We start from the raw sequence: 24,973 nt of genomic DNA on the forward strand, positions 1-24,973 counted from the left end.
CACTGCGTGAATCAAGATTCACTACGTGTTCTGTCAGATGCCTACCGTCCTAAAACAGCCACTTTCGCTTTTAGTCTTGATATTATTTTTTTTTGTGTGTTAAAATAACCTTTATGCGAAACGAAACGGGAGTGTTGGTCTGATGAGTAAAAGGGATTATTACGAAGTATTAGGTTTGGGGAAAAGTGCTTCTCAAGATGAGATTAAAAAATCATATCGAAAACTCTCTAAAAAGTTCCATCCAGACATCAATAAAGAAGCGGATGCAAACGAGAAGTTTAAAGAAGTGAAAGATGCTTATGAAACGTTGAGTGATGAGCAAAAGCGCGCTCACTATGATCGCTATGGTCATACTGATCCAAATCAAGGGTTTGGTGGCGGAGGAGCTGCCGGTTTTGGCGGTTTTGAAGATATCTTTAATTCATTCTTCGGTGGTGGAGGCGGAAGACGCCGTGATCCTAATGCCCCACGTCAGGGAGCAGATCTTCAGTATACAATGACGTTAAGCTTTGAAGAAGCGGCTTTTGGGAAAGACACTGAAATAGATATACCAAATGAAGAAACGTGTGAAACTTGTAAGGGGAACGGCGCTAAACCAGGAACTAAGCCAGAAACATGTTCTCATTGTCAAGGAACAGGTCAATTAAATGTAGAACAAGATACGCCATTTGGTCGAATTGTTAATCGTCGGGTATGTAACCATTGCGATGGAACAGGACAAACGATTAAGCATAAATGTTCTACTTGTGGTGGAAAAGGAAAAGTAAGGAAACGCCGTAAAATTAGTGTGAAAGTGCCAGCAGGAATTGATGATGGTCAACAACTTCGTGTTACAGGTCAAGGTGAACCTGGAGTGAACGGAGGACCGGCCGGGGATTTATATGTGGTATTCCATGTAAGAACGCATGATTTCTTTGAACGAGATGGTGACGATATTTATTGTGAAATGCCTTTACATTTTTCTCAAGCAACGCTAGGTGACGAAATTCAAGTACCGACTCTTCATGGAAAAGTGAAGTTAAAAGTGCCAGCAGGAACGCAAACAGGCACACGTTTCCGCCTAAAAGGTAAAGGTGTACCAAATGTTAGAGGATACGGGCAAGGTGACCAGCACGTGATTGTGAAAGTTGTTACGCCAACCAAATTATCAGATAAACAAAAATCTTTATTGCGTGAGTTTGCTGATATCAGTGGCGGAATGCCCGATGAGCAGCATCACAGTATTTTTGACAAAGTAAAACGTGCCTTCAAAGGTGAATAATTGAAATGGAGTTGGTAGAGCAATGAAGTGGTCTGAAATTAGTATTCATACGACTAACGAAGCAATTGAACCGGTTTCCAATATATTGCATGAAGCAGGTGCAAGTGGAGTCGTGATTGAAGATCCGTTTGAACTTGTCAAGGAAAGAGAAGATCAGTTTGGAGAGCTCTACCAGCTCAATCCTGATGATTATCCCGAAGAAGGGGTTATGGTAAAAGCGTATTTACCTGTTAATAGCTTTCTAGGTGAGACGATTGAAGAAATTAAGCTCTCTGTTAATAACTTAATGTCTTATGATATTGATATTGGTCTTAACAAAGTTGAAATTTCTGAAATAAATGAAGAAGATTGGGCAACCGCTTGGAAAAAATACTATCACCCAGTCAAAATTTCAGAACGATTTACTATTGTACCTACTTGGGAGAATTATCAACCAGTTTCTAGTGACGAGCTGATCATTGAACTAGATCCAGGAATGGCCTTTGGAACAGGGACCCATCCTACAACTGTAATGTGTATTCAAGCACTAGAAAGAACGGTTCGCCACGGAGATGATATCTTCGATGTGGGGACAGGTTCCGGAGTTTTAAGTATTGCAGCAGCTATGCTTGGTGCTAAATCGGTCGATGCACTCGATTTAGATGAAGTAGCGGTTCGTTCAGCAAGGTTAAATGTAGAACTAAATAAAGTAGAAGACGTAGTAACAGTCTCTCAAAATAATCTTTTAGAAGGCAAATTAGGCCAGACTGATGTAATTGTGGCAAATATCTTAGCTGAAATAATTTTACGTTTTACGAAAGAAGCATTTGAACTTGTCAAGCCAGGAGGTTATTTTATTACGTCCGGTATCATTCAACCTAAAAAGCAGGAAGTGAAGGATGCTCTACAGAATGTTGGTTTTAAAATCGAAGAAGTGCTTGTAATGGAAGACTGGGTAGCAATGATTGCTAAACGGCCTGCTTAAGTAGTGTTAAGAGGTGAAGGAAATGCAAAGGTATTTTGTTAATGCTAATGGAAGCGTTGATCATTCCTCTTTTATTATGGATGGCGAAAATGCCCATCATATGGTACGAGTCATGCGAATGAATGTGAATGATCGTTTCTACTGTGTCTTTTTAAATGGACAATCAGTTCTCGCGAAAATAGATGAGATTTCCAGTGAAACTGTTACAGCATCCATTGTAGAATGGATAGATGAAAGCAAAGAACTCCCAGTGAACGTCACGATTGTGAGCGGGCTGCCGAAAGGGGATAAGCTTGAATATATCATCCAAAAGGGAACAGAGCTAGGTGCAGTGCGGTTTATCCCTTTTAAAGCGGATCGCTCTATTGTAAAATGGGATCCAAAAAAATCAGCAAAAAAAAGAGAACGTTGGGGGAAAATTGCTAAGGAAGCGGCTGAGCAATCACACCGAACAATCATCCCTACTGTAGATGAACCGATTCATATGCAAAAACTGTTAAAACTGAGTGAAGAATACGATCATAAAATAGTCGCCTACGAAGAATCGGCAAAAGAAGGGGAACAAGCCCTTTTTGCAACGATTTTATCAAAGGTTAAACCAGACGAGAGTATTTTGATTATCTTTGGTCCAGAAGGCGGTCTATCCTCGAAAGAAGTGGAGGCATTCCTTCAACATAATTTTCTAGCTTGCGGACTAGGACCTCGTATTCTTCGAACGGAAACAGCGCCGCTATATGCATTATCATCTATATCTTTTAAATTTGAACTAATGAGGTGAGGACATGCCGACTGTCGCTTTTCACACACTAGGCTGTAAAGTAAACCATTATGAAACTGAAGCGATTTGGCAGTTGTTTAAAGAAAATCAATATGATCGTGTTGATTTCGAAAAATCTTCAGATGTATACGTGATTAATACATGTACTGTTACGAATACTGGAGACAAAAAAAGCCGTCAAGTTATTCGTCGTGCGATTCGTAAGAATCCTGATGCGGTTATTTGTGTAACCGGCTGTTATGCCCAAACATCACCTGCCGAAATTATGGCGATTCCTGGTGTAGATATCGTCGTGGGTACACAAGATCGTCAGAAAATGTTAGCTTATATTGAACAATTTAAACAAGAACGAGAACCTATTAATGCGGTGAAAAACATCATGAAGAATCGTGTGTATGAAGAGCTTGATGTTCCTGCATTCACTGACCGAACTAGAGCCTCTTTGAAAATCCAAGAAGGTTGCAACAATTTTTGTACGTTTTGTATTATCCCATGGGCTCGTGGCTTAATGCGTTCTCGTGATCCAGAGGAAGTCATTCATCAAGCTCAGCAACTTGTGGATGCAGGCTATAAAGAAATTGTACTTACTGGCATTCATACAGGTGGGTATGGGGAAGATATGAAGGATTATAACCTTGCTATGCTTCTAACTGATTTAGAAAAACAAGTAAATGGGTTGAAGAGAATTCGGATTTCTTCCATTGAAGCAAGCCAATTAACAGATGAAGTAATTGATGTAATTGATCGCTCTAAGCTGGTCGTACGCCATTTACATATCCCATTGCAATCAGGTTCCAATACGGTGTTAAAACGTATGAGGAGAAAGTATACTATGGAATTCTTTGGTGAGCGCTTAGAAAAGTTAAAGAAAGCTCTACCTGGTCTTGCGGTTACATCGGACGTTATCGTCGGTTTTCCTGGTGAAACAGAAGAAGAGTTCATGGAAACCTATGATTTTATAAAAAAACATCAATTTTCCGAACTTCATGTATTCCCTTACTCCAAACGTACCGGAACTCCTGCGGCAAGAATGGATGATCAAGTGGATGAAGAAATTAAAAATAAACGGGTACATGAACTGATTGCCCTATCAAATCAGTTGGCGAAAGAGTATTGTTCTCTTTTTGAGGGAGAGGTTCTCGAAGTCATTCCTGAAGAAAAATTCAAAGGCGATGCAGAAAGTGGTTTATTTGAAGGATATTCAGATAACTACCTCAAAGTTGTATTTCCTGCAACCGAAGACATGGTTGGAAAGCTTGTAAAAGTTAAAATAACCAAAGCCGGCTATCCCTACAATGAAGGACAGTTTGTTCGCGTGTTAGAGGAAGATGAAAAGGAAGTACAAAAAGCGGTTATTTAAGCAAAAACTCTGTCTCTTCTAGACAGAGTTTTTTGATTCAGTTAGCAAATGTGATTTTTAAAATGGTGGAAGTCTAGGTACTGACACCTTGCTCATTTCTTAGCTATCGTGTTTGAGAATCATAAAAAGGGTAACAATAAGGTAGAACTCGTCTTTTCGACGAGAATTTGTTATGATGAAGAGGTACATACAACTGAGTGAAAGGAGAGAAAAATATGACTAAAGAAGTAGCAAAAATGATTGATCATACACTATTAAAAGCAGAGGCAACGAAACAACAGGTGGACACACTTTGTGAGGAAGCAAGAGAGCATCAATTTGCCTCTGTTTGCGTAAACCCTACTTGGGTAAAATACTCTAGTGAAAAATTACAAGGTTCAGATGTGGAGGTCTGTACGGTCATTGGTTTTCCACTTGGAGCTACCACACCTGAAACGAAAGCATTCGAAACGAAAAATGCGATTGAAAATGGTGCTACTGAAGTGGACATGGTGATAAATATTGGTGCGCTGAAAGACAGGGATTTAGAATTGGTAGAGCGTGATATTCGTGCAGTTGTAGCTGCATCTAAGGGAAAAGCACTATCTAAGGTAATAATCGAAACAAGTCTGCTATCGGATGAAGAAAAGGTTATTGCTTGCGAGCTTTCCGTTAAAGCAGGTGCGGATTATGTGAAAACATCAACTGGATTCTCAACAGGTGGAGCCACTGTAGCAGATGTTACGTTAATGAGAAAAACAGTTGGACCAGATATTGGTGTGAAAGCCTCTGGTGGTGTTCGTAGCGTCGAGGATGCTCAAGCGGTAATGGAAGCTGGTGCGACTCGAATCGGTGCAAGTTCTGGTGTGAAGATTGTTCAAGGATTAACAAGTGATTCTGATTATTAAGCAATGAAAATACTCGTTAAGAAATTATAACGGTTAGGGATTACAAGGTCGATAAATTAACAAACAAGTAAGCACTTCATTTAGCAGCTAAAATGGAGTGCTTATTTTTTGGGAAAATAGTATTTAAATGTATTTTATTCCAATGGTTATACACAGTTACCTATCATGAACAAAGAGCACAAAGCGTTCGAACTGGGAGGTAAACGGAAGAACTAGCAGTGATGTACCCACATTGAAGATTACGCTTGCATGAGCAAGCTGAACAGCTGGATCCGAGCTTAATAACTGAGCGAGGTCTCCAAGCAAGCGGACCAAAGGTAGACAGGCTCCTACTCCGATTACATTCAACCAAACATGAACCCAAGCGGTTAACCTTGCTTCCTTACCACCTCCTATGCTCGCAAATAGAGCCGTAATACAGGTACCAATATTAGCACCAAACATAATTAATATGCCTCCTTCTATCCCAATTAGCTGAGAGGAGACAAGACTCATGGCAAAAGCAGTTGTCGCAGTACTAGATTGGACACAAGCAGCAAAAACAATTCCAAATAATAGTGAAATGACCGGAGAACGGAAATTTGAAGAAAAATCCAAATTTTTTTGAAGAGAATCAGAAAATAATTCGAGGCCGTTCATCGATAATAAAACAATTGAAAGTCCGATAAAAATAAATCCTAAGCTTTTTAGAAAGACTTTTTGAAAAATTGAAAGTAATAAACCGAGCAAGAGTAAAGGAATTATCAATTGACTGATTGAAATGGAGAATAATTCCAACGTGACAGTAGTGCCAATATTTGTACCTAGAATAATGCCAATCGACTGTTGGAAGGTAAGAATACCTGCAGAAACAAACCCGATTGTCATAACGGTTACGACCGAGCTACTTTGTAAGATGCCTGTACAGATGGTGCCAGCAATTAACCCTCTGGTAGGTGTTTTAGTGTAGGTTTGAAGCCAAGTTTTTAAGGATTCTCCAGATAATGTATACAAACCTTGTCGCAAAATGAGAATGCCAGTTAAAAATGAACCGACTAATAAAACAAAAAAAACAAACAGCAACATCTCATACACCCCTTTACAAATATGTATATGGACAAGTTTATGAGTAAATGATAATAATTAGGGAAGAATTTAGAATAGCTGTTGACCTTAACTCTTCCTTATATTATAATTGCAAAGTACATGGACTTTGCATGTTTGAAGATGTCATGTAAGCGTAGTGTGTTCGGAGGGAGGGAAAGAGAGATGTCAAAAACAGTCGTTCGTAAAAACGAATCGCTTGAAGATGCTCTTCGTCGCTTCAAACGTTCTGTATCCAAAACTGGAACTTTACAAGAGTATAGAAAGCGCGAATTCTATGAAAAGCCTAGCGTAAAGCGTAAGAAGAAGTCTGAAGCTGCTAGAAAGCGTAAGTTTTAATTAGAGAGGGTGTATCGATGAGTCTTCTCGAGCGTTTAAACCAAGATATGAAACAAGCGATGAAAAACAAAGAAAAAGAAAAGCTTTCCGTAATCAGGATGCTTAAAGCTTCATTACAAAATGAAGCTATTAAGCTCGGGAAACCGGAGCTTGCTCAAGACGAAGAGTTGACAGTCCTTTCTCGTGAAGTAAAGCAACGCAAAGACTCCCTCCGTGAATTCGAGAAAGCCAATCGCGGCGATCTTGTGGAAAAAATTCAATCTGAATTAACTTACGTCGACATATATATGCCTAAGCAGCTTTCAGAACAAGAAGTTGAAGTGATTGTTAGCGAAACCGTCACAGAAGTGAATGCTTCTTCAAAGGCTGACATAGGGAAAGTGATGGGAGCTATTATGCCTAAAGTAAAAGGTAAGGCAGATGGTACTCTCATCAATAAGATAGTTCAGAAGTATTTATCCTAAAAAGACTGAGTAACAGCCTAGCTGTCGCTCAGTTTTTTTATTTTTCAGCTATTCTTTTCAACTCTTTTGCGCGATTTACAATAAAACGCCTCATATATTTTTCTAAAAATAATTTATCAGCTATTTTCCCGAAAATTCCAAAAGGAGATTTATACGAAAAGATGTCTATCATAAAAGTTCCAGTACCACTTTCTATAAAGTCGTGTCTATGCGTGAAAGAGTGGAATGCTCCTTTAACCATACCATCTGTAAAGGTGTACGGTTTTTCCATCGTGATGATCCTAGCTGTTAAATTTTGTTTAACTCCAAAATGGATGGCTTCCCAAGTGACTGTATCCCCCATTTCCATCAGTCCAGTTGTAACACCACAAATAGCTCTTTCTTTCGTTCTGGTTGTTGTTTCTGTATGTACTTCTACGTTTCTCGCAAGGTCAAAACAAACAGTGAGTGGTTTTTCAATATAAATCTGGTGCTTAATAATAGGCAAGTGCTATCTACCCTTTCATTGGTGTAGGTTTAAAGACGTATAAACGTAAATGATCAAAGGTATCTGTCATTTACTAAACGCATGAAGATAATAGGAACTCTTTAACATTTTGCATTGTATTTTCGTTTTTGCAGATACAAACAAAAAGAAGGCGAACAAAGAAACGGTCAAGTACGTTTTAGCCATACCTATAAAATGTCTTTTTATTGTATCATACGAGAATGTATACCGTTAATATTTTGAGCATGATAGATGGGTTTGAAAAGTGTTTACCTTAAATTGAATCTATCATGTTCTATACTTATTTCTACTGCATATTTTTTTGGTACTCCAAGCATTCATAACAAGCAATATTTCTGATGAAAGTATTTGACCATTGATATTTTTCACCTTGGATATTACGACACGCACTTATATGCAACTTCTGAAACGATTACTCGTGTCGACTTCTGCTGGTGAGAATTACCTAGTCAGTCGGCATGTCTTATGCTGGTCGCCGATAAACGGACACCTTGCGCTTTTCTTATTGTCTAGCTCCAGGTGCCATCGGCTCGAGGTCATAAGACAATCCGCCCAAAAGGTCAAAGGGCGACCATTCAGCCGGCATGTCTTATGCTGGTCGCCGATAAACGGACACCTTGCGCTTTTCTTATTAGAATAAAGATAGTTGATGATTGTGTGTAAAAATAGATATAATGTAAGAGTAAGGATTCAAAAAAATAATAAAGAACTGAATGTTTTCGAAACTTATTTCTTTTTTTACCGTAAGAGATAAATAACTAGATAAAATAGTTGAGGGGAGGTGTGTAAACCATGAAAAAATTATTGCCCTTTATTACTCTTTTAATTTCATTAGGATTTATTATTCCGTCGGTCATGTCTGCTGAAAATGAAAAAGTTGCAATTATCCCTTTACATAAAGAAGTTGAAAAAGGGTTAGCGGCTTTTTTAGATAGAGCAATATCAGATGCAGAAGAAGCAGGTGCGGATACGATCATTTTTGATATTGATACTCCTGGAGGATTCGTCGATGCTGCCGCAGATATATCTCAATTATTAAATGACGTAAAAATAAAGAAAGTGGCTTTTATTAACGAACAAGCATTGTCAGCGGGGGCATTTCTTGCTCTAAATGCTGATGAAATCTATATGGTGCCTTCGGCGAGTATGGGAGCAGCGGCGGTTATTGATCAACAAGGAAATACGGCAGGAAAGAAAGCCGAAAGCTATTGGCTTACAACGATGGAAACGGCTGCAGAGAATAGTGGGAGAGACCCAATTTATGCGCTCGCAATGGCAGATGAGGACATTGATCTTCCTGATTTACGAGCACCAAAAGGAGCATTGCTTACCTTAAGTGCCAAAAATGCAGAAAAGGTTGGGTACTCAGAAGGAACGGTGAAGGATCTTGATGAACTTTTAACGTTGCTTAACCTAGATGATGCGGAAGTAATCAATATCAATGAGTCTTTTGCAGAGAAATTAGCCCGCTTCTTTACCAATCCAATTGTAGTGCCTATTTTATTATCTGTAGCAAGCTTAGGATTTATCGTAGAGCTATATTCACCTGGATTGGGTATTCCAGGTGCGATGGGACTAACGGCTTTATTATTGTTCTTTTATGGACATCTAGTTGCGGGGCTAGCGGGTTATGAAACAATCATCTTATTTCTTGTAGGTGTGATACTAATCGTGATAGAACTTTTATTGCCTGGAGGGATTTTTGGCATTATTGGGGTCGCTGCAATTTTGGGGAGTATTATCATGGCAGGCGGAAATGTCATGTACATGGGAGTGTCGCTTATTATCGCCTTACTTGTTGCGATAATTGCAATGGTCGTGCTAGTTAAGGTGTTTGGCAAAAAAATGAGTTTGTTTAATAAAATTATTTTAAGGGATTCAACGAACACAGAGAATGGTTATGTTTCTAATCGTACACGAGAGGAGCTTATTGGTGCGATAGGAATCACGCAAACTGCTCTTCGTCCGGCTGGAACAATCATGATCGAAGACGAACGAATTGATGTAGTCTCAGAAGGTGGCTATATTCCAGAAGAAAGAAAAGTAAAAGTAATCAAAACAGAAGGATCGAGAATTATTGTTCGGGAACTGTAAACCAATAAGGAGGAAAAAAGAATGTCTATTACACCAGAAACGATTTTTGTTCTATTGGCGGTCGTAATCGCTGTTATTGTCCTTGCTGTTCTATTCACCTTTGTACCGGTGATGCTGTGGATTTCTGCATTAGCAGCAGGAGTGAGAATATCAATCTTTACATTAATCGGTATGAGGTTACGTCGAGTTATTCCAAATCGAGTCATTAATCCACTTATTAAAGCATCAAAAGCGGGATTAACAGTGACAATCAACCAATTAGAGAGTCATTATTTAGCAGGAGGTAACGTTGACCGAGTGGTAAATGCCCTAATCGCAGCCCACAGAGCGAATATTGAGTTGACTTTTGAAAGAGCGGCCGCAATTGATCTAGCCGGTCGTGACGTTCTGGAAGCTGTGCAAATGAGTGTAAACCCCAAAGTAATTGAAACTCCATTTATTGCCGGTGTTGCTATGGATGGAATCGAAGTAAAAGCAAAAGCAAGAATTACAGTTAGAGCCAATATTGAGCGGCTTGTTGGTGGTGCTGGAGAAGATACGGTGCTTGCTCGTGTAGGAGAAGGGATTGTATCGACGATAGGTTCATCTAGCAACCATAAAAAAGTGCTTGAAAATCCTGATTTAATCTCACAAACTGTTTTAACTAAAGGGTTAGATGCAGGTACAGCTTTCGAGATTTTATCGATTGATATTGCCGATGTTGATATAGGTAAAAATATCGGGGCAGAATTACAAACAGAACAAGCGGAAGCAGATAAAAACATCGCCCAAGCGAAGGCTGAAGAAAGACGCGCGATGGCTGTTGCTAATGAGCAAGAAATGAAAGCACGTGTTGAAGAGATGAGAGCGAAGGTAGTAGAGGCTGAAGCTGAAGTACCGCTTGCTATGTCGGAAGCCTTGCGTTCTGGTAATATGGGCGTAATGGATTACATGAACCTTCGGAATATTGATGCAGACACTGAAATGAGAGACTCAATTGGTAAAATGACAGGTGATAAAAAAGATAAAGATCAGAAGTGAAAACCAAACGACCACTAAATAGGAAGGAGGGGGACTATGGAAGCGATAATTATCGCTGTGATTATTTTTCTTCTAGGAAGGGTTTTCAATAAAGCTCAGAAGGTCGAGGAGCCCCCTACCTCGCCTTCCATTCCTCCTCAGCAAGATAAAGGGCGGGTGCAACATAATGCAGATCGGCAAGCCCCTATTCTGAATGAGAACCCAAGGAAGCAACATCAAGTTGATATGCAAAGAAATGAATTTATTGAAAAAAAATTAGAAGCAGAACATCAATTGAAAACGCTAGAACAAAGAAAAGCGGGACTTTCCAAAACAGCGGAAAGGTATAAAACACAAACAAAAAGCAGTACACCTACCGTACCATCTTTCAGTCAAAATGATATCATTAATGGAATTGTGTTGTCTGAAGTGCTTGGTCCTCCAAGATCCAAAGGCAAAAGAATGCGAAAATTTTAAGTGATGAATCCCCATCTTTTCTCATAAACATGAGAGGAAAGGGGGTTCTTTTTTATGACAAAAAAGTTGATGCAACATTGGCGTCAATGGATAACAAAGCGAATGGACCTTCCAGAGGATGTGATGATGGATTTACCGAGAATCACAATGGTTGGGCAGCTCCATATTTATATAGAAAATCATAATGGATTATTATCTTTTTCCGATAAAGAGGTTCGATTGTTATTAAAAAAAGGACAATTATTAATCAAAGGTAACAAATTTGTGATTAAAACGATTTTACCAGAAGAAATATTAATACAAGGTAAAATTCAGAAAGTAACCTATGTAGAAGAATAGAAAGGAGGCTAAATGGTGAAAAATCACTGGATGACTTTTGTGACAGGGAGTGTTGTGGTAAAAGTATCAGGTAAAGGAATAGAGCGATTTATTAACACATTAATTAGGGCAGAGGTTTCCATTTGGAATGTCAAAAAAGTTGGGACGGAAACGGTGATCTTTACATTCTTCCTTCATGATTTACATAATGTGAGGAAATCAGTGCGTAGGAGCGACTGTAAAGTTTCGTTTATTCGAGGAAAAGGTCTTCCTTTTTGGTGGAAGCGTTCACGAAAAAATAGTGGCTTTATGATTGGGGCGGTCCTTTTCTGTTTCATGATTCTTGCATTATCTAATATGGTGTGGAAGATAGAAGTGAAAGGGGCATCACCTGAAACGGAGCATGCCTTAAATAAGACTGTAAATGAAATGGGAATTCGTAAGGGTAAATTGCAATTTTTACTTCCAGATGTTGAGCGTATTCAATCGGATGTGACCCGTGAAATTGATAATATTACATGGGTAGGTGTGGAATTAAAGGGGACAACCTTCCATTTTGAAGTCGTTGAAAAAACGGAGCCAGAAGAAAAAAAGGAGGTAGGTCCTCAACATTTAGTAGCGAAGAAAAAAGGAACTATCGTAAAGTTGTTTGTTGAAGTTGGAAAATCAGAAGTGAAAATTAATCAATATGTGGAAAAAGGGCAAATTCTTGTTTCTGGTTTAATTGGAAAAGAAGGTCAACATGAGGCTGTATCCGCACAAGGAGAAATTTACGGAGAAACATGGTATACAAGCACGGTTGTGATTCCAATGTCCTCACAATTTGATGTATTAACTGGTGAGGAGGAAAAGCGATTTTTTCTTTCTTTGGGAGGACTCTCCATACCGGTGTGGGGGTGGGGAGATATCGGTTATGACGACTATAAAGAAGAGAAAACCAAAAAATCGATTAACTTCCTAAAATGGTCGTTGCCTATTTCCGTCGATACAACAAGTTACAAAGAAAGTGAGTCTGTTGAGAGAACCTATAACAAAGAGGAGGCTATAAAAGCAGCGATAGAGCTTGCGAAAGAAGATTTAGCATCTGAATTGTCACAAGATGCAGAAATATCGAATGGAAAAGTTTTGCAAGCTAAAGAAGAGAATGGTAAAGTAAGGGTAAATATTCATTTTCAAGTAATAGAAAACCTTGCAGAAGGACAACCCATCATTCAAGGAGACTCAGAATGACAGAAAAGTTAAAAACCATCAATATCTCATTAGAAGACACAAATCAAGCTGTTGCTCTTTTTGGCACAGGTGATACCCATTTAAAAATTATTGAAGAAGCATTGCATGTCACTATCACTTCTCGTGGAGGAGATATCTATGTTTCGGGTGATGAAAGTAATGTCAAAAATACAAACAAAGTACTTTCAACATTACTTAAAGTAATCAAAAAAGGCATCAACATCGGTCCTAGAGATGTGTTATATGCTACCCAACTCGTTAACCAGGGCATAGTAGAGTATATGGTGGATTTATATGAAGAAGAAATCACCAAAAATGCCAAAGGTCAAACCATTCGAGTGAAAACATTAGGCCAGCGCCATTATATTTCAGCCATTAAAAAGAGTGATTTGGTTTTTGGAATTGGACCAGCTGGGACAGGAAAAACATATCTTGCCGTTGTCATGGCTATCCGTGCACTGAAAAATGGAGAAGTTAAGAAAATTATATTAACACGCCCAGCTGTTGAAGCAGGAGAGAGTCTAGGTTTTTTACCAGGTGATTTAAAGGAAAAAGTCGATCCGTATTTGCGTCCGTTATATGATGCCTTACATGATGTTTTAGGCGCAGAGCATACAGAAAGATTGATTGATAGAGGAACGATTGAAATAGCTCCTCTTGCCTATATGAGAGGCCGTACCCTAGATGATGCATTTGTAATTTTGGATGAAGCTCAGAATACAACTAGTGCTCAAATGAAAATGTTTTTAACGCGCTTAGGATTTGGTTCAAAAATGGTCATTACTGGCGACCCTACTCAGTTTGATTTACCAAAAGGCGTTCAGTCCGGATTAGTTCAATCAACCACGATTTTAAAAGATGTAAAAGGGATTTCGATAATTGTATTAGAGCAAGGGGACGTAGTACGGCATCCACTAGTGGCGAAAGTTATTACGGCTTATCAAAATCAAGGATAACCTGAATATATTATTCAGGTTTTTCTTTTTGAAAGGCTCTTTTCGCATACATTGTGGCTATTTCATCTGGTTTTTGATTAAATCGCCCATTTCCATGTTGATTCCCATTAAAAATAGACGGATCTAGCTGCAGTGACTAGCAGCTATGGGACAAATGTTATCCAACTCCAAAGGTCAGGACCTTCTCCGTTGGATAACATTTGCCCGCCGCTGCTGGGCGAGCCACTTCCGCATTTCGTGATCCAGCTGCAGTGGCTAGGGACTCGGGCATTTGTCAGCCCACTACGTGAAGCAGGCTTCACTGCGTGTACTGCCAGATGCCTGCCGTCCCAGGGCAGCCACTTCCGCATTTCTCTGATCCAGCTGCAGTGGCTTGCGGCTCGGGGTCAAATGAATAACCCTCCAGCGATGCAGGCATCACCTCCGAGTTCTTCATTTGCCTGACGCCGCAGGACAGCCACTTCCGCATTTCGTAAATGATGCCCGAAACAAAGCTATATCACCGTTTATATACTGGTGCGAACAGCAACAAACTTTACGAAAACAGCCTTTTGAAAAAAAGTGAAATTTTCGAGGAAAACTGTTATGATTTTACATAATTAACGTTATTGTACCTATCATATAGGGATAGGAAGGAGACCTATGAATCAACTATTAGTAAAAATAAAGGAACTTATAAGCTTTAAAGTTTTCACAGGGATCATTTTCTTATTTCTCGGTTTCATTTTATACGGCCTTTTAATTAGTAATGTTCAGACAGAAACGTATAATCTCGAATTATTTGAAGTGGCGAAAGAGACAATCTACTCACCTACAACAAAAGAAGATGAAGAAAAAACAGAACAACTAAAACAAAAGGCTGCTGAAGAAGTAGAACCTGTTTATGAGTATTCCCCAGACGTAAAAGAGAATCGAAAAAGTTTAATTACGTCAGTTTTTGATATGATTTTACAGATTCAGCAGGAGAGTAACTTTTCTTCACCACAATTAGAAGAACCTGAGCAAAATGAAGAAGTTAAACCATTAACGCCAAAAGAACGTTTAAACAAATTAAAATCTCGTTTAACTAAGGATGCCAATGAAAATGTGACTCTATCTATATCCGATCAAGTTTTTGAATCACTACTTGTAGCTGAGAAGGAAGAAATCCTATCAGCTCAGCGGATTGTTGTTGATGAAATCGAAAAGGTAATGGCAAAAAAAATTAGAGATGAAGGAGTCCCACAAGTAAAAGATGAGATTGAATCAAATATTGAATTAAATAATCTCTCTCAACCTGTTAAAGAATCCTCGATTGCTATAGGGCGTTATGCTATTATTTCAAATGAAAAATACAGCGAAGAACTTACGAAAAAGAAAATCGAAGTCGTAATGGAAGAAGTAACTCCTGAACGAATTCTCGAAGGGACTGTTATTGTAGAAGCAGGGGATATTATTAGTGCGGAACAATATCGAAAGTTAAAGCTGGTAAATTTATTAAACGAGGAAAGTTCGAGTCGGGCACCTATTGGGCTAGCATTATTTGTTGCGATGGTGGTGTCTATTCTATATGTTTACTTCTATAAATGGCAGATATCTGAAGAAAAAAAGCAGAATTACGTCATTTTATTGAGCCTAATCTTCGTATTGACCCTGCTCTTGATGAAGATTTTTGCATTATTGCAAGTGCTAGACATTATGGAGGTAGGCTACTTATTTCCGGCAGCTATGGCAACAATGCTCATTAGACTCTTATTAAATGAACGACTCTCGTTAATCATGTCCATATTATTAGCGGTATGCGGTAGTATTATATTTCATGAAAGCGTAGCTGGAAGTTTTAATATTGAAATTGCGATTTACTTTCTTTTTAGTGGATTAATGGGGACGATTATTCTTTCCAAGCAAAATCAACGTTTATCCATTCTACAAACAGGGATTATTGTATCATTATTGAATATTATTATAATTTTCTTTATTGTTTTATTAGGATCAAATCCTTATGAAAATATGAATTATCTGTATTTATTACTTTACGCGTTTGGATCTGGCATAACTTCTGCCGTATTGACAATAGGTTTTCTTCCTTTCTTTGAGGCGGGATTTGGAATTCTTTCCACGATGAGATTGGTGGAGTTATCCAATCCAAATCATCCCCTATTAAAAAGAATCCTAACCGAGGCTCCAGGAACGTATCATCATAGTGTCATGGTGGCGAATTTAGCTGAGGCAGCGTGTGAAGCGATTGGAGCAAATGGACTTTTAGCTCGAGTTGGTTGTTATTACCATGATATCGGAAAAACAAAAAGACCACATTTCTTTATTGAAAATCAAATGAATGGTCCGAATCCTCATGATCGTATTTCACCTGAGAGGAGTCGTGATATTATTATTGCACATGCTGTTGATGGGGGAGAGCTCCTTAGAAAATACAAAATGCCCAAAGAATTTATCGACATTGCGGAGCAGCATCATGGCACGACTTTTTTGAAATTCTTTTATCATAAAGCAAAAGAAACACGAAATGAAGTAAAAGAGGATGATTACCGGTATCCGGGACCAAAGCCTCAAAGTAAAGAGATTGCGGTTATTTCGATTGCTGATAGCGTTGAAGCGGCAGTCCGATCAATGGACCATCCTACGAAAGAAAAAATCGAGAAAATTGTGTCTTCTATTATTCAAGATAGATTATTGGATGGCCAGTTTAATGAATGCGATATTACGTTACAAGAATTAGAAATTGTTAAAGAAACACTGTGTAATGCATTAAATGGCATTTTTCATTCAAGAATAGAATATCCCGAGGATAAAAAGGAGAATGACTTATGAGTTTGCAAATTGACTTTGTTGATGAAACGAAGGAATTAACTGAACAAGACCTGACTCAAATAGAAGCTTTATTAAATTTTTCAGCAGAAAAGGAAGAAGTACAGGATGACTCTGAGCTATCTGTAACATTTGTCTCTAACGATCGCATTCAAGATATTAATAAAGATTATCGAGAGAAAGATCAAGCGACAGATGTTATTTCCTTTGCAATGGAAGAACTAGGCGAGGGAGAGATGGAGATTGTTGGGGAAGGTATACCAAGAGTTTTAGGAGATATTATCATCTCCGTTCCAAAGGCGAAGGAACAGGCAAATGAATATGGGCATAGTTTCTCGAGAGAACTTGGATTTCTTGCCCTTCATGGCTTCTTACATTTATTAGGTTATGACCATATGACAAAAGAAGACGAGAAAACGATGTTTTCTCGTCAGAAAGATATCTTAGATGAATATGGACTCCAAAGAAGCTAAATTTTTTCAGTGGTCAAAATTTTTGCCTGCCTTAAGCTATGCTTTAAATGGCCTGAAAATAGTTTGGAAAACACAACAGAATTTTCGTTTTCATACGTTAACAGCTGTCATCGTCCTCATCCTCTCCTTTAGTCTTTCTGTCAATAAAGTTGAATGGATGTTGATAATTATGGTGATTGCCGGGATGTTTGTAGTTGAAATAGTGAATAGTGCGATTGAGTTTACAGTCGATTTAGTTACCGAAGAATTTCATCCTCTTGCTAAAAAAGCAAAGGATTTGGCGGCGGCGGCTGTTTTGGTTTATGCGATCGCATCAGTTTGTATTGGTTTTATTATCTTTTTACCGAAAATAGGGTTATTGTGAAAACAAGCTCATGTAAAATGAGCTTGTTTTTTATTGAAAATCTTCTTTTTACATAACTTTATTTGAAATGCGTTCTATAGTTGGATAAAATATGAGGACAAGCCAATTAAAAAATAGGTAAATTGTTTGAATTTTCTTACTTTTTTAACAATGTTGTTACAGCCCATTAATTTCCTTGAGGAAATGTAGTAAAATAGAATTGTAAAGTAAAAGGAGAGTCACAGTCATGGATGTTAAACGATTAATAAAAGAAGCCAAATTGGCAAGAGAGCGGGCATATGTTCCTTATTCAAAATTCAAAGTAGGTGCAGCACTTTTATCGGGTGATGATATTGTTTATCATGGATGTAATATTGAAAACGCTGCCTATAGCATGTGTAATTGTGCAGAGCGCACAGCCCTATTTAAAGCTTACTCAGAAGGGGTTACTTCGTTTAAGATGTTAGCGGTAGTGGCTGACACAGAACGCCCTGTGTCCCCGTGTGGAGCGTGCAGACAAGTCATTTCAGAGCTTTGCGCCAAAGAAATGAAAGTAGTACTTACAAACCTCAATGGAGATATTCAAGAAATAACTGTAGAAGAACTATTACCAGGAGCTTTTTCACCGGAGGATTTACATGAATAAAAAAAGTAGTGAACATAAGTCAGGATTTATTGCTATTATCGGAAGACCTAATGTAGGGAAATCAACATTATTAAATAGAGTCATTGGACAAAAAATTGCGATCATGAGTGATAAACCACAAACAACGCGAAATAAAGTGCAAGGTGTTTTAACGACTAATGATGCGCAACTAGTTTTTATTGATACACCAGGTATCCACAAGCCTAAGCACAAGCTAGGTGATTTCATGCTCAAGGTAGCCCAAAATACATTAAAAGAAGTCGATCTTATTATGTTTATGGTTAACGTGGAAGAAGGATATGGTCGAGGAGACGAATTTATCATTGAGAGACTAAAAAATGTCACGACCCCAGTCTTTCTTGTGCTAAATAAAATTGACCAAATTCACCCAGATGATCTTTTTCCTGTTATTGATCAATATCGCAAACTGTATGACTTTACGGAGATTGTTCCCGTTTCAGCACTAGAAGGTAATAATGTAGATACGCTGCTCAAGCAAATAAAAAACTATATTCCTGAGGGACCACAATACTATCCAGCAGATCAAGTAACCGATCATCCGGAGCGATTTATTGCATCAGAACTGATTCGAGAAAAAGCCCTTCATTTAACTCGTGAAGAAATTCCACATTCCTTAGCAGTAGTCATTGAGAAGATGTCTAAAGAAGAGGACAAAGAGATGATCCATGTCATGGCAACAATTGTAGTCGAGCGTGATTCTCAAAAAGGAATAATCATCGGTAAGCAAGGTTCGATGCTAAAGGAAATTGGTAAGCGTGCAAGGCTAGATATTCAAAATTTATTAGGAACAAAAGTCTTTTTAGAACTTTGGGTGAAAGTTCAGAAGGATTGGCGTAATAAGGCCACACATCTTCGAGATTATGGTTTTCGTGAAGACGACTATTAAAATTTTTAGTACTGTTTTTTCACTTCAATACGTAAGAAGGATGCATAGTTCTAGTCAGATTTAGATGTGTTTAATACACTACAAATAAGGGTGAAGAAGTCAGTTAGTAAATTTTACGTCTTATGTTTTGAGGGATTAGGGTGAAGCTAAGAACAGAAGTCATTAGGGGCACTTACTAGTAAAAACAAGAAAGGTGGAGATTCAATATGTTAGATCTTACCTGGAAATTATTTCAAGAAACAGGTAATATAGACACGTATCTTCTCATCAAGGAGCTAGAAAGTAGTCAAATTGACAGTGGATTGACTGACGATGCTGAGCTAGTACAAGTTGATTTCCCTTTGTCTTAAGATAAAAACTTAGTCATCCCTCGTAATGGTTGAATACTGACGGGAGGTGATGACTTGCAACAGAAATGTGAAGGACTAGTGATTCGAACTAGTAATTATGGAGAATCAAATAAAGTAGTGACTGTTTTTTCAAGAGAATTTGGTAAAGTTGCATTTATGGCTAGAGGAGCTAAAAAACCAAAAAGTCGTCTCTCAGCCGTTTCACAACCTTTTACTTATGGATATTTTTTATTTCAAAAAGGGAGTGGACTAGGAACTCTACAGCAAGGAGATATCATTTCAAGTATGAAAGGGATTAAAGGAGATCTATTTAAAACTTCTTATGTCACTTATATCTCAGAATTGCTAGATAAGGGAACCGATGATGCAAGGCCGAATCCGTTTTTGTTTCAGCTATATCTACAAATATTACAATATATAGATGAGGGTTATGATGCGGAAATTTTAACTCATATTTTTGAATTAAAGATGTTGCCTGTTTTAGGGTTGCATCCCACAATGAATGCTTGTGCTATTTGTGGGAATTCCGATGGATCATTTGGTTTTTCGTTCAAAGAAAATGGGTTGATTTGCCATCGTTGTAAAGGTAACGATCCTCATCATTTCCCGCTATCTCAAAGTGCCGTAAAAATATTGCGGATTATGTATTTTTTCGATTTGAATCGAATGGGTAATATATCAGTGAAAGAAGAAACCAAGAATGAATTAACCACTTTGATTCGAAGTTATTATGACGAGGCTTCAGGGCTATATTTAAAATCAAGGAAGTTTTTAGATCAACTTCAATCCATTGAGGATTTAATCAAAAAAGACGAACCCTAGGGTTCGTCTTTTTTGAAGTGTATAGAAAGAGTTAATCTTCAATTTGGGAAACTATTTTAACTAAGTCAAAATTGACATTCGTAATCCAGCTGCAGTGGCTCTGAGGCTCGGGCAAAGTGTCAGCCCTCTGCGTGAATCAGGATTCACTGCGTGTTCTGTCATTTGCCTGCCGCCTCAAAACGAGCCACTTCCGCTATTCTTGATCCAGCTGCAGTGGCTCTGAGGCTCGGGCAAAGTGTCAGCCCCCTGCGTGAATCAGGATTCACTACGTGTTCTGTCATTTGCCTGCCGCCTCAAAACGAGCCACTTCCGCTTTTCTTGTTAAAATTGGGTTTTTTCTTTTATGAATGACTTAACTTCATTAATTGGCATACGTACTTGGTCCATTGTGTCTCGGTTACGCACGGTGACTTGGCCATCTTCTTCGGAATCAAAATCATAAGTGATACAAAATGGTGTCCCGATTTCATCTTGACGGCGATATCGTTTTCCAATTGACGCGGTTTCATCAAAATCTACCATTAGCTCTTTTGATAATTCTTCGAATACCGTTCTTGCTCCATCCGATAGCTTTTTCGATAAAGGCAATATCGCAGCTTTAAAAGGAGCGAGTGCTGGATGGAAGCGAAGAACCGTACGTTTATCGTTCTCTAGCTCTTCTTCTTCGTATGCATCCACCAAGAAAGCAAGTGTGACTCGATCTGCTCCCAGCGATGGTTCGATGCAGTAAGGCACATATTTTTCATTGGTTTGTGGATCTTGATAATGGAAGTCTTCTTTGGAATGTTCCATATGACGTTTTAAATCAAAATCTGTACGATCGGCAATGCCCCAAAGCTCTCCCCATCCAAACGGGAATTTAAATTCGATATCCGTCGTTGCATTACTATAATGTGACAATTCTTCCTCACCATGATCACGAAGTCGGATGTTATCTTCAGACATACCGAGAGTGAGTAACCAATTTTTACAGAATTCACGCCAGTATTCGAACCACTCGAGATCTTCGCCAGGTTTACAAAAGAACTCCATTTCCATTTGTTCGAATTCTCTCGTTCTAAAGGTGAAGTTTCCTGGAGTGATTTCGTTACGGAAGCTTTTACCGATTTGTCCGATACCGAAAGGCATTTTTTTGCGCATGCTTCTTTGAACATTTTTGAAATTAACAAAAATCCCTTGAGCCGTTTCAGGGCGAAGAAATATTTCATTTGAAGAAGATTCTGTAACGCCTTGATGTGTTTTAAACATTAAATCAAATTGACGAATGTCGGTAAGGTCATGACCATTACACGTAGGACAAGCGATATCATGTTCTTTGATTAATTCCCCCATCTTTTCAAATGGAAGACCATCAACGACCATCTCAATTCCTTTTTCTTCAAGTTTGTCTTCAATAAGTTTATCCGCTCGGTGACGTGACTTACATTTTTTACAGTCAACCATAGGATCATTGAAGTTTCCTACGTGACCAGATGCTACCCATGTTTGGGGGTTCATTAGAATCGAGGCATCTAATCCTACGTTATAAGGTGATTCTTGAATGAATTTTTTCCACCATGCTTTTTTAATATTGTTTTTTAATTCAACACCGAGAGGACCGTAATCCCAAGTGTTGGCTAGCCCACCATAAATTTCTGAACCAGGGAAAATAAATCCTCTTTGTTTCGCAAGACTAACTATTTGTTCCATTGACATTGAATTCACTCCAAATATTTTTATTTGTGAAAATAAAAAAACATTGACCTTAAACCAGTTTTTGTGTCTTGCTCTATGCATCATCGTATCCAGGGTATAAGCCCCCCAGTCTTAGGCTTAACGCCAATAGGTAACCGCTTGCCAACCGCTTTGCTAATTTTGTGTAAAAAAAAGAATATTTTAGAATAGATAAATTATTTAGCTTATTCCAAACAAATCAGTCGTAAACCATTTTTTGAATAAAAATGACTTTTTTTCATGGTAGACGGTGGCAGTGGATCCGCAGACCTGGAGTTTTTCGTATAATTGTTGCTATTTCCTCAAATTTTAATTGGAATCCTCTATTTGGCTGTTGAATCCAGAAAAAATAGAAGAAAAAATGCCCAAAAAATAAGAAATTTCACCGTATATAGACTGGTTCGAAAAGCGACAATCCTTGCGAAAACACCCTTGACAAAACAAAAACTCCTCCCAACGGCAATAGAAATACACTGCCTAGGGACGAGTTAAACCCGCGGTTCCACCCTAGTTAATAGACAAACTTGTTGTCTATTCACTTTGTTTAGGTTTGCTCAGGAGCGCCGTTTCCTTGTGTTACCAAGCTCTCACTATCCTTGGCTCGCTCTATGTACAAGTACTTATTTGTCCGTCAACGCAACAATTAAGTTGAAAGATGGAATCATTTTAACACGTTCTAAGTAAATTCTCAATATTTGAGAATGAAAGTGCAATCAAAAAGGAAATGATACTGCAGGACCCTATTCGAATTATTTCAAGAATCCAACTAATGTAGCTCAGTTTGAAAGACAATTTAGCACGTTTCTGCAAGGAATAATCAAGAAAATTGATATTTTATCTTCAAAAGAGTAATCTTGGATATTAAAGAGTAGTTTCATGAAAGACCCTTTTCTTTTTTGTTAATTAGTATATAATATTTTTATAAAAGTATAACACTTTCGTTTTTATTTTAGAGGTGGTGAGGATAATCGAACTAAATAAGCGTCAACAATATATCTTACAAATTGTGAAAGATAACGGACCAATCACAGGTGAACAAATTGCAGATAGATTGAACCTAACACGTGCAACACTTCGACCTGATCTAGCCATTCTTACAATGGCAGGATATTTAGATGCACGTCCAAGGGTAGGATATTTCTATACAGGTAAAACAGGCACACAACTTCTCACAGAAAACTTGAAAAAGATTTTTGTGAAGGATTATCAATCGATTCCAGTTGTCGTTCCTGAGAATGTATCGGTCTATGATGCCATTTGTACGATGTTTCTTGAAGATGTAGGGACACTTTTTGTGGTGGATGATCAAACCCGTTTAGTAGGTGTATTATCACGTAAAGATTTGCTTCGAGCAAGTATCGGAAAGCAAGAATTAACTACATTACCCGTTAACATTATTATGACAAGAATGCCGAACATTACCGTATGCGAACGTGAGGATCGATTAATTGACGTTGCTAAAAGTCTAATTGATAAGCAAATTGATGCGATTCCAATCGTGAAGAGTATTCAAGGTGATATGGAAGTAATTGGTAGGATTACGAAAACAAATGTGACCAAAGCCTTCGTTGCTTTGGCAGAAGAGGATTTGTAGGATAGTAAAGGTGGTGGCCAAAAGATGAAAGAACCCATGATTTATATTGTCTCCGACTCCGTGGGAGAAACGGCTGAACTAGTAGCTAAGGCAGCTGCTAGTCAATTTATTGGAAAAAACACTTCCATAAAACGGTTTCCTTATGTTGAAGAGCTTTCGCATTTAGATGAAGTATTCTCCCTCGTTAGTTTAGATAAAGGTGTGATTGTGTATACACTTGTAAAACCAGAGATGCGAGAATATATGAAGAAAAAAACAACTGGATTAGGTATTAAGTCATTTGATGTAATTGGTCCATTAATCGATACATTTGAAAGTATGTATCAGATGGAACCCTTAAATGAACCTGGTCAGGTAAGAAAGTTAGATGAAGATTATTTTAAAAAAGTTGAAGCAATTGAATTTGCCGTAAAATATGATGATGGACGTGATCCGAGAGGGATTTTACGAGCAGATATTGTATTAATTGGTGTATCAAGAACATCGAAAACACCGTTATCACAGTACTTGGCACATAAACGGTTAAAAGTAGCGAATGTTCCACTTGTTCCAGAAGTTGATCCTCCTGAGGAATTATTTAAAGTATCTCCAGAAAAGTGCTTTGGATTGAAAATTTCACCTGATAAACTAAATAACATTCGTAAAGAGCGTCTAAAAGCATTAGGATTAAACGATAAAGCCAGCTATGCAAATATGCAAAGAATTGCTCAAGAAATTGAGTATTTTGAACGCGTTGCCGAAAAGATAGATTGCAAAGTGATTGATGTTACAAACAAGGCGGTAGAAGAAACGGCTAATATCATCACAAGTTATATTCAACGGAAATAATTATCGTCTGCTTTTGGTTTGCAATCACGAATGATTTCCTTTAATTAAGCGAAACCTGTAACAGCACAATAAGTTTGTGCTGTTATTTATATTGAATGAATAAAAAACATAGTCAAAATGCATTCTTTATACTATAATAAAAAATTGTGATAAAACTCATGAAAATAGGTTTAGACTAATCGTGATAGGAATAAACTAATTATTGAGGTATGTCAAGAATATGGGAATAATAAAATTCGACAAGTATCGCTTTTTTTCTTAGAGAAAATGCAAATAAGAGAAGGATTCCTTGGAGTGATGTAGAATTACTATTAATACAGATGAATCAAGATCTATTTTTGTGGATGCGGATGCATGTCCCGTAAAAGATGAGGCGACACGTCTTGCTCATGATTACAAAGTTCAAATTATATTTGTCGCATCCTATCAACATAGAATGCATTCTCCTACAAAAGGAAAGTGGATATATGTAGATGATGAGAAAGAATCGGCTGATCTCTACATCCTGAATCATATTAAAGCGAAGGATATTCTGATTAGTCAAGATATCGGGTTAGCTGGTCTTGCTCTGCCTAAAGGTGTTTTAGTTTTATCGCCGAAGGGAATGCAGTATAGGGAAGAAACGATTGAAACGGCCTTAGACTTCCGTTACCTTGCAGCGAAAGAAAGAAGAAGAGGCCGATATGGCAAAGGACCAAAGCCCTTTCTTGAAGAGGATCGAGTTCGCTTTATTGAACTATTGTCTTCGATGTTGTCTAAATAGCATCAATGTGT

The 24,973-nt window shown here is 38.1% G+C and carries 28 protein-coding genes; 23 read left to right on the plus strand and 5 right to left on the minus strand.

The features are described from left to right. The first annotated feature begins 142 nt into the window (after window positions 1-142). From dnaJ to deoC, 5 genes are all read left to right on the plus strand, one after another. Entirely contained in the window at window positions 143-1,261 is a 1,119-nt protein-coding gene (gene dnaJ, locus U8D43_RS02115; RefSeq protein ID WP_335869309.1) for a molecular chaperone DnaJ, read from the plus strand. Window positions 1,262-1,283: 22 nt separating this feature from the next. Beyond that, on the plus strand, window positions 1,284-2,225 hold the full coding sequence (gene prmA, locus U8D43_RS02120) for a 50S ribosomal protein L11 methyltransferase (protein ID WP_335869310.1): 942 nt from the start codon (window positions 1,284-1,286) through the stop codon (window positions 2,223-2,225). Between the two features lie 22 nt (window positions 2,226-2,247). Beyond that, on the plus strand, window positions 2,248-3,003 hold the full coding sequence (locus U8D43_RS02125) for a 16S rRNA (uracil(1498)-N(3))-methyltransferase (RefSeq protein ID WP_335869311.1): 756 nt from the start codon (window positions 2,248-2,250) through the stop codon (window positions 3,001-3,003). A 4-nt stretch (window positions 3,004-3,007) separates the two neighbouring features. Next, window positions 3,008-4,363, plus strand: coding sequence for a tRNA (N(6)-L-threonylcarbamoyladenosine(37)-C(2))-methylthiotransferase MtaB (mtaB, locus tag U8D43_RS02130; protein WP_335869312.1), 1,356 nt, complete (start codon window positions 3,008-3,010; stop codon window positions 4,361-4,363). Window positions 4,364-4,578: 215 nt separating this feature from the next. Then, window positions 4,579-5,250 carry a deoxyribose-phosphate aldolase gene (gene deoC / locus U8D43_RS02135; RefSeq protein WP_335869313.1) on the plus strand — a complete coding sequence of 224 codons (672 nt, stop codon included), beginning with the start codon at window positions 4,579-4,581 and terminating at the stop codon, window positions 5,248-5,250. 156 nt (window positions 5,251-5,406) lie between these two features. Here deoC and U8D43_RS02140 read toward each other — a convergent pair whose 3' ends face one another. Continuing rightward, on the minus strand, window positions 5,407-6,315 hold the full coding sequence (locus U8D43_RS02140; protein ID WP_335869314.1) for a Na/Pi symporter: 909 nt from the start codon (window positions 6,313-6,315) through the stop codon (window positions 5,407-5,409). 183 nt (window positions 6,316-6,498) lie between these two features. On the opposite strand from U8D43_RS02140, the gene rpsU reads away from it, so the two are divergent. Together rpsU and U8D43_RS02150 are read left to right on the plus strand one after the other, a co-directional pair. Then, on the plus strand, window positions 6,499-6,672 hold the full coding sequence (gene rpsU, locus U8D43_RS02145) for a 30S ribosomal protein S21 (protein ID WP_006838418.1): 174 nt from the start codon (window positions 6,499-6,501) through the stop codon (window positions 6,670-6,672). 17 nt (window positions 6,673-6,689) lie between these two features. Continuing rightward, window positions 6,690-7,136, plus strand: a complete 447-nt coding sequence (locus U8D43_RS02150) for a GatB/YqeY domain-containing protein (RefSeq protein WP_335869315.1) — start codon at window positions 6,690-6,692, stop codon at window positions 7,134-7,136. Between the two features lie 37 nt (window positions 7,137-7,173). Here U8D43_RS02150 and U8D43_RS02155 read toward each other — a convergent pair whose 3' ends face one another. Further along, window positions 7,174-7,623: an SRPBCC family protein gene (locus U8D43_RS02155; protein ID WP_335869316.1), complete on the minus strand. Its 450-nt coding sequence runs from the start codon at window positions 7,621-7,623 to the stop codon at window positions 7,174-7,176. Window positions 7,624-8,436: 813 nt separating this feature from the next. On the opposite strand from U8D43_RS02155, the gene U8D43_RS02160 reads away from it, so the two are divergent. Genes U8D43_RS02160 through U8D43_RS02185 form a run of 6 tightly spaced genes read left to right on the plus strand, consistent with a single transcriptional unit; the run spans window position 8,437 to window position 13,718 of the window. Next, entirely contained in the window at window positions 8,437-9,738 is a 1,302-nt protein-coding gene (locus U8D43_RS02160) for an NfeD family protein (RefSeq protein WP_335869317.1), read from the plus strand. Between the two features lie 21 nt (window positions 9,739-9,759). After that, window positions 9,760-10,758 carry a flotillin-like protein FloA gene (gene floA / locus U8D43_RS02165; RefSeq protein ID WP_335869318.1) on the plus strand — a complete coding sequence of 333 codons (999 nt, stop codon included), beginning with the start codon at window positions 9,760-9,762 and terminating at the stop codon, window positions 10,756-10,758. 36 nt (window positions 10,759-10,794) lie between these two features. Then, the gene (locus U8D43_RS02170) at window positions 10,795-11,214 is read left to right on the plus strand and encodes a YqfB family membrane protein (protein ID WP_335869319.1); all 420 of its coding nucleotides are present in this window, start codon (window positions 10,795-10,797) and stop codon (window positions 11,212-11,214) included. Between the two features lie 54 nt (window positions 11,215-11,268). Continuing rightward, window positions 11,269-11,553: a sporulation protein YqfC gene (gene yqfC / locus U8D43_RS02175; protein WP_335869320.1), complete on the plus strand. Its 285-nt coding sequence runs from the start codon at window positions 11,269-11,271 to the stop codon at window positions 11,551-11,553. A gap of 12 nt (window positions 11,554-11,565) precedes the next feature. Then, the gene (gene yqfD / locus U8D43_RS02180) at window positions 11,566-12,762 is read left to right on the plus strand and encodes a sporulation protein YqfD (RefSeq protein ID WP_335869321.1); all 1,197 of its coding nucleotides are present in this window, start codon (window positions 11,566-11,568) and stop codon (window positions 12,760-12,762) included. Beyond that, window positions 12,759-13,718, plus strand: coding sequence for a PhoH family protein (locus U8D43_RS02185; RefSeq protein WP_335869322.1), 960 nt, complete (start codon window positions 12,759-12,761; stop codon window positions 13,716-13,718). The genes yqfD and U8D43_RS02185 overlap by 4 nt, the downstream gene beginning before the upstream one ends. A 298-nt stretch (window positions 13,719-14,016) precedes the next feature. Here the strand turns inward: U8D43_RS02185 and U8D43_RS02190 are convergent, their stop codons facing one another. Next, entirely contained in the window at window positions 14,017-14,154 is a 138-nt protein-coding gene (locus U8D43_RS02190) for a hypothetical protein (protein ID WP_335869323.1), read from the minus strand. Between the two features lie 206 nt (window positions 14,155-14,360). Here U8D43_RS02190 and U8D43_RS02195 point away from each other — a divergent pair, with 206 nt between their 5' ends. The 7 genes from U8D43_RS02195 to recO all read left to right on the plus strand — a co-directional run bounded on the left by U8D43_RS02195 (window position 14,361) and on the right by recO (window position 20,064). Then, window positions 14,361-16,526 (plus strand): HD family phosphohydrolase, encoded by a 2,166-nt coding sequence (locus U8D43_RS02195; RefSeq protein WP_335869324.1) that lies wholly within the window; start codon window positions 14,361-14,363, stop codon window positions 16,524-16,526. Further along, on the plus strand, window positions 16,523-16,996 hold the full coding sequence (gene ybeY, locus U8D43_RS02200; protein ID WP_335869325.1) for an rRNA maturation RNase YbeY: 474 nt from the start codon (window positions 16,523-16,525) through the stop codon (window positions 16,994-16,996). The genes U8D43_RS02195 and ybeY overlap by 4 nt, the downstream gene beginning before the upstream one ends. Next, window positions 16,971-17,360: a diacylglycerol kinase family protein gene (locus tag U8D43_RS02205; RefSeq protein ID WP_335869326.1), complete on the plus strand. Its 390-nt coding sequence runs from the start codon at window positions 16,971-16,973 to the stop codon at window positions 17,358-17,360. The genes ybeY and U8D43_RS02205 overlap by 26 nt, the downstream gene beginning before the upstream one ends. 226 nt (window positions 17,361-17,586) lie before the next feature. Continuing rightward, window positions 17,587-17,985 carry a cytidine deaminase gene (locus tag U8D43_RS02210; RefSeq protein ID WP_335869327.1) on the plus strand — a complete coding sequence of 133 codons (399 nt, stop codon included), beginning with the start codon at window positions 17,587-17,589 and terminating at the stop codon, window positions 17,983-17,985. Further along, the gene (era, locus tag U8D43_RS02215; RefSeq protein WP_335869328.1) at window positions 17,978-18,892 is read left to right on the plus strand and encodes a GTPase Era; all 915 of its coding nucleotides are present in this window, start codon (window positions 17,978-17,980) and stop codon (window positions 18,890-18,892) included. The genes U8D43_RS02210 and era overlap by 8 nt, the downstream gene beginning before the upstream one ends. Before the next feature lie 206 nt (window positions 18,893-19,098). Continuing rightward, a complete protein-coding gene (locus U8D43_RS02220; protein ID WP_335869329.1) occupies window positions 19,099-19,242 on the plus strand; it encodes a YqzL family protein in 144 nt (47 codons plus the stop codon). A gap of 54 nt (window positions 19,243-19,296) precedes the next feature. Next, the gene (recO, locus tag U8D43_RS02225) at window positions 19,297-20,064 is read left to right on the plus strand and encodes a DNA repair protein RecO (protein WP_335869330.1); all 768 of its coding nucleotides are present in this window, start codon (window positions 19,297-19,299) and stop codon (window positions 20,062-20,064) included. Window positions 20,065-20,222: 158 nt separating this feature from the next. Here the strand turns inward: recO and U8D43_RS02230 are convergent, their stop codons facing one another. Continuing rightward, a complete protein-coding gene (locus tag U8D43_RS02230) occupies window positions 20,223-20,345 on the minus strand; it encodes a hypothetical protein (protein ID WP_335869331.1) in 123 nt (40 codons plus the stop codon). A gap of 40 nt (window positions 20,346-20,385) precedes the next feature. Beyond that, window positions 20,386-21,759, minus strand: coding sequence for a glycine--tRNA ligase (locus U8D43_RS02235; protein ID WP_335869332.1), 1,374 nt, complete (start codon window positions 21,757-21,759; stop codon window positions 20,386-20,388). 976 nt (window positions 21,760-22,735) lie between these two features. Here U8D43_RS02235 and ccpN point away from each other — a divergent pair. The 3 genes from ccpN to U8D43_RS02250 all read left to right on the plus strand — a co-directional run bounded on the left by ccpN (window position 22,736) and on the right by U8D43_RS02250 (window position 24,962). Further along, a complete protein-coding gene (gene ccpN / locus U8D43_RS02240) occupies window positions 22,736-23,371 on the plus strand; it encodes a transcriptional regulator CcpN (protein ID WP_335869333.1) in 636 nt (211 codons plus the stop codon). Window positions 23,372-23,395: 24 nt separating this feature from the next. Continuing rightward, window positions 23,396-24,199: a pyruvate, water dikinase regulatory protein gene (locus tag U8D43_RS02245; RefSeq protein ID WP_335869334.1), complete on the plus strand. Its 804-nt coding sequence runs from the start codon at window positions 23,396-23,398 to the stop codon at window positions 24,197-24,199. A 340-nt stretch (window positions 24,200-24,539) separates the two neighbouring features. Continuing rightward, the gene (locus tag U8D43_RS02250) at window positions 24,540-24,962 is read left to right on the plus strand and encodes a YaiI/YqxD family protein (protein WP_442893540.1); all 423 of its coding nucleotides are present in this window, start codon (window positions 24,540-24,542) and stop codon (window positions 24,960-24,962) included. The last annotated feature ends 11 nt before the right edge of the window (window positions 24,963-24,973 follow it).

Origin of the sequence: Bacillus sp. 2205SS5-2, from assembly GCF_037024155.1 — a bacterium.
Taxonomy (GTDB): Bacteria; Bacillota; Bacilli; order Bacillales; family Bacillaceae_K; genus Bacillus_CI.

What these genes read in the sequence shown, in the direction of transcription:
- deoC (WP_335869313.1), top strand. Translation starts at nt 4,579, where the DNA reads ATGACTAAAGAAGTAGCAAAAATGATTGATCATACACTATTAAAAGCA.
- U8D43_RS02190 (WP_335869323.1), bottom strand. Translation starts at nt 14,154, where the DNA reads ATGAAGAACTCGGAGGTGATGCCTGCATCGCTGGAGGGTTATTCATTT.
- yqfD (WP_335869321.1), top strand. Translation starts at nt 11,566, where the DNA reads ATGGTGAAAAATCACTGGATGACTTTTGTGACAGGGAGTGTTGTGGTA.
- ybeY (WP_335869325.1), top strand. Translation starts at nt 16,523, where the DNA reads ATGAGTTTGCAAATTGACTTTGTTGATGAAACGAAGGAATTAACTGAA.
- era (WP_335869328.1), top strand. Translation starts at nt 17,978, where the DNA reads ATGAATAAAAAAAGTAGTGAACATAAGTCAGGATTTATTGCTATTATC.
- U8D43_RS02235 (WP_335869332.1), bottom strand. Translation starts at nt 21,759, where the DNA reads ATGTCAATGGAACAAATAGTTAGTCTTGCGAAACAAAGAGGATTTATT.
- U8D43_RS02245 (WP_335869334.1), top strand. Translation starts at nt 23,396, where the DNA reads ATGAAAGAACCCATGATTTATATTGTCTCCGACTCCGTGGGAGAAACG.
- U8D43_RS02210 (WP_335869327.1), top strand. Translation starts at nt 17,587, where the DNA reads ATGGATGTTAAACGATTAATAAAAGAAGCCAAATTGGCAAGAGAGCGG.
- U8D43_RS02170 (WP_335869319.1), top strand. Translation starts at nt 10,795, where the DNA reads ATGGAAGCGATAATTATCGCTGTGATTATTTTTCTTCTAGGAAGGGTT.
- U8D43_RS02205 (WP_335869326.1), top strand. Translation starts at nt 16,971, where the DNA reads ATGAATATGGACTCCAAAGAAGCTAAATTTTTTCAGTGGTCAAAATTT.
- U8D43_RS02185 (WP_335869322.1), top strand. Translation starts at nt 12,759, where the DNA reads ATGACAGAAAAGTTAAAAACCATCAATATCTCATTAGAAGACACAAAT.
- floA (WP_335869318.1), top strand. Translation starts at nt 9,760, where the DNA reads ATGTCTATTACACCAGAAACGATTTTTGTTCTATTGGCGGTCGTAATC.
- dnaJ (WP_335869309.1), top strand. Translation starts at nt 143, where the DNA reads ATGAGTAAAAGGGATTATTACGAAGTATTAGGTTTGGGGAAAAGTGCT.
- U8D43_RS02140 (WP_335869314.1), bottom strand. Translation starts at nt 6,315, where the DNA reads ATGTTGCTGTTTGTTTTTTTTGTTTTATTAGTCGGTTCATTTTTAACT.
- U8D43_RS02195 (WP_335869324.1), top strand. Translation starts at nt 14,361, where the DNA reads ATGAATCAACTATTAGTAAAAATAAAGGAACTTATAAGCTTTAAAGTT.
- U8D43_RS02125 (WP_335869311.1), top strand. Translation starts at nt 2,248, where the DNA reads ATGCAAAGGTATTTTGTTAATGCTAATGGAAGCGTTGATCATTCCTCT.
- U8D43_RS02160 (WP_335869317.1), top strand. Translation starts at nt 8,437, where the DNA reads ATGAAAAAATTATTGCCCTTTATTACTCTTTTAATTTCATTAGGATTT.
- yqfC (WP_335869320.1), top strand. Translation starts at nt 11,269, where the DNA reads ATGACAAAAAAGTTGATGCAACATTGGCGTCAATGGATAACAAAGCGA.
- U8D43_RS02150 (WP_335869315.1), top strand. Translation starts at nt 6,690, where the DNA reads ATGAGTCTTCTCGAGCGTTTAAACCAAGATATGAAACAAGCGATGAAA.
- rpsU (WP_006838418.1), top strand. Translation starts at nt 6,499, where the DNA reads ATGTCAAAAACAGTCGTTCGTAAAAACGAATCGCTTGAAGATGCTCTT.
- U8D43_RS02220 (WP_335869329.1), top strand. Translation starts at nt 19,099, where the DNA reads ATGTTAGATCTTACCTGGAAATTATTTCAAGAAACAGGTAATATAGAC.
- prmA (WP_335869310.1), top strand. Translation starts at nt 1,284, where the DNA reads ATGAAGTGGTCTGAAATTAGTATTCATACGACTAACGAAGCAATTGAA.
- U8D43_RS02230 (WP_335869331.1), bottom strand. Translation starts at nt 20,345, where the DNA reads ATGACAGAACACGTAGTGAATCCTGATTCACGCAGGGGGCTGACACTT.
- mtaB (WP_335869312.1), top strand. Translation starts at nt 3,008, where the DNA reads ATGCCGACTGTCGCTTTTCACACACTAGGCTGTAAAGTAAACCATTAT.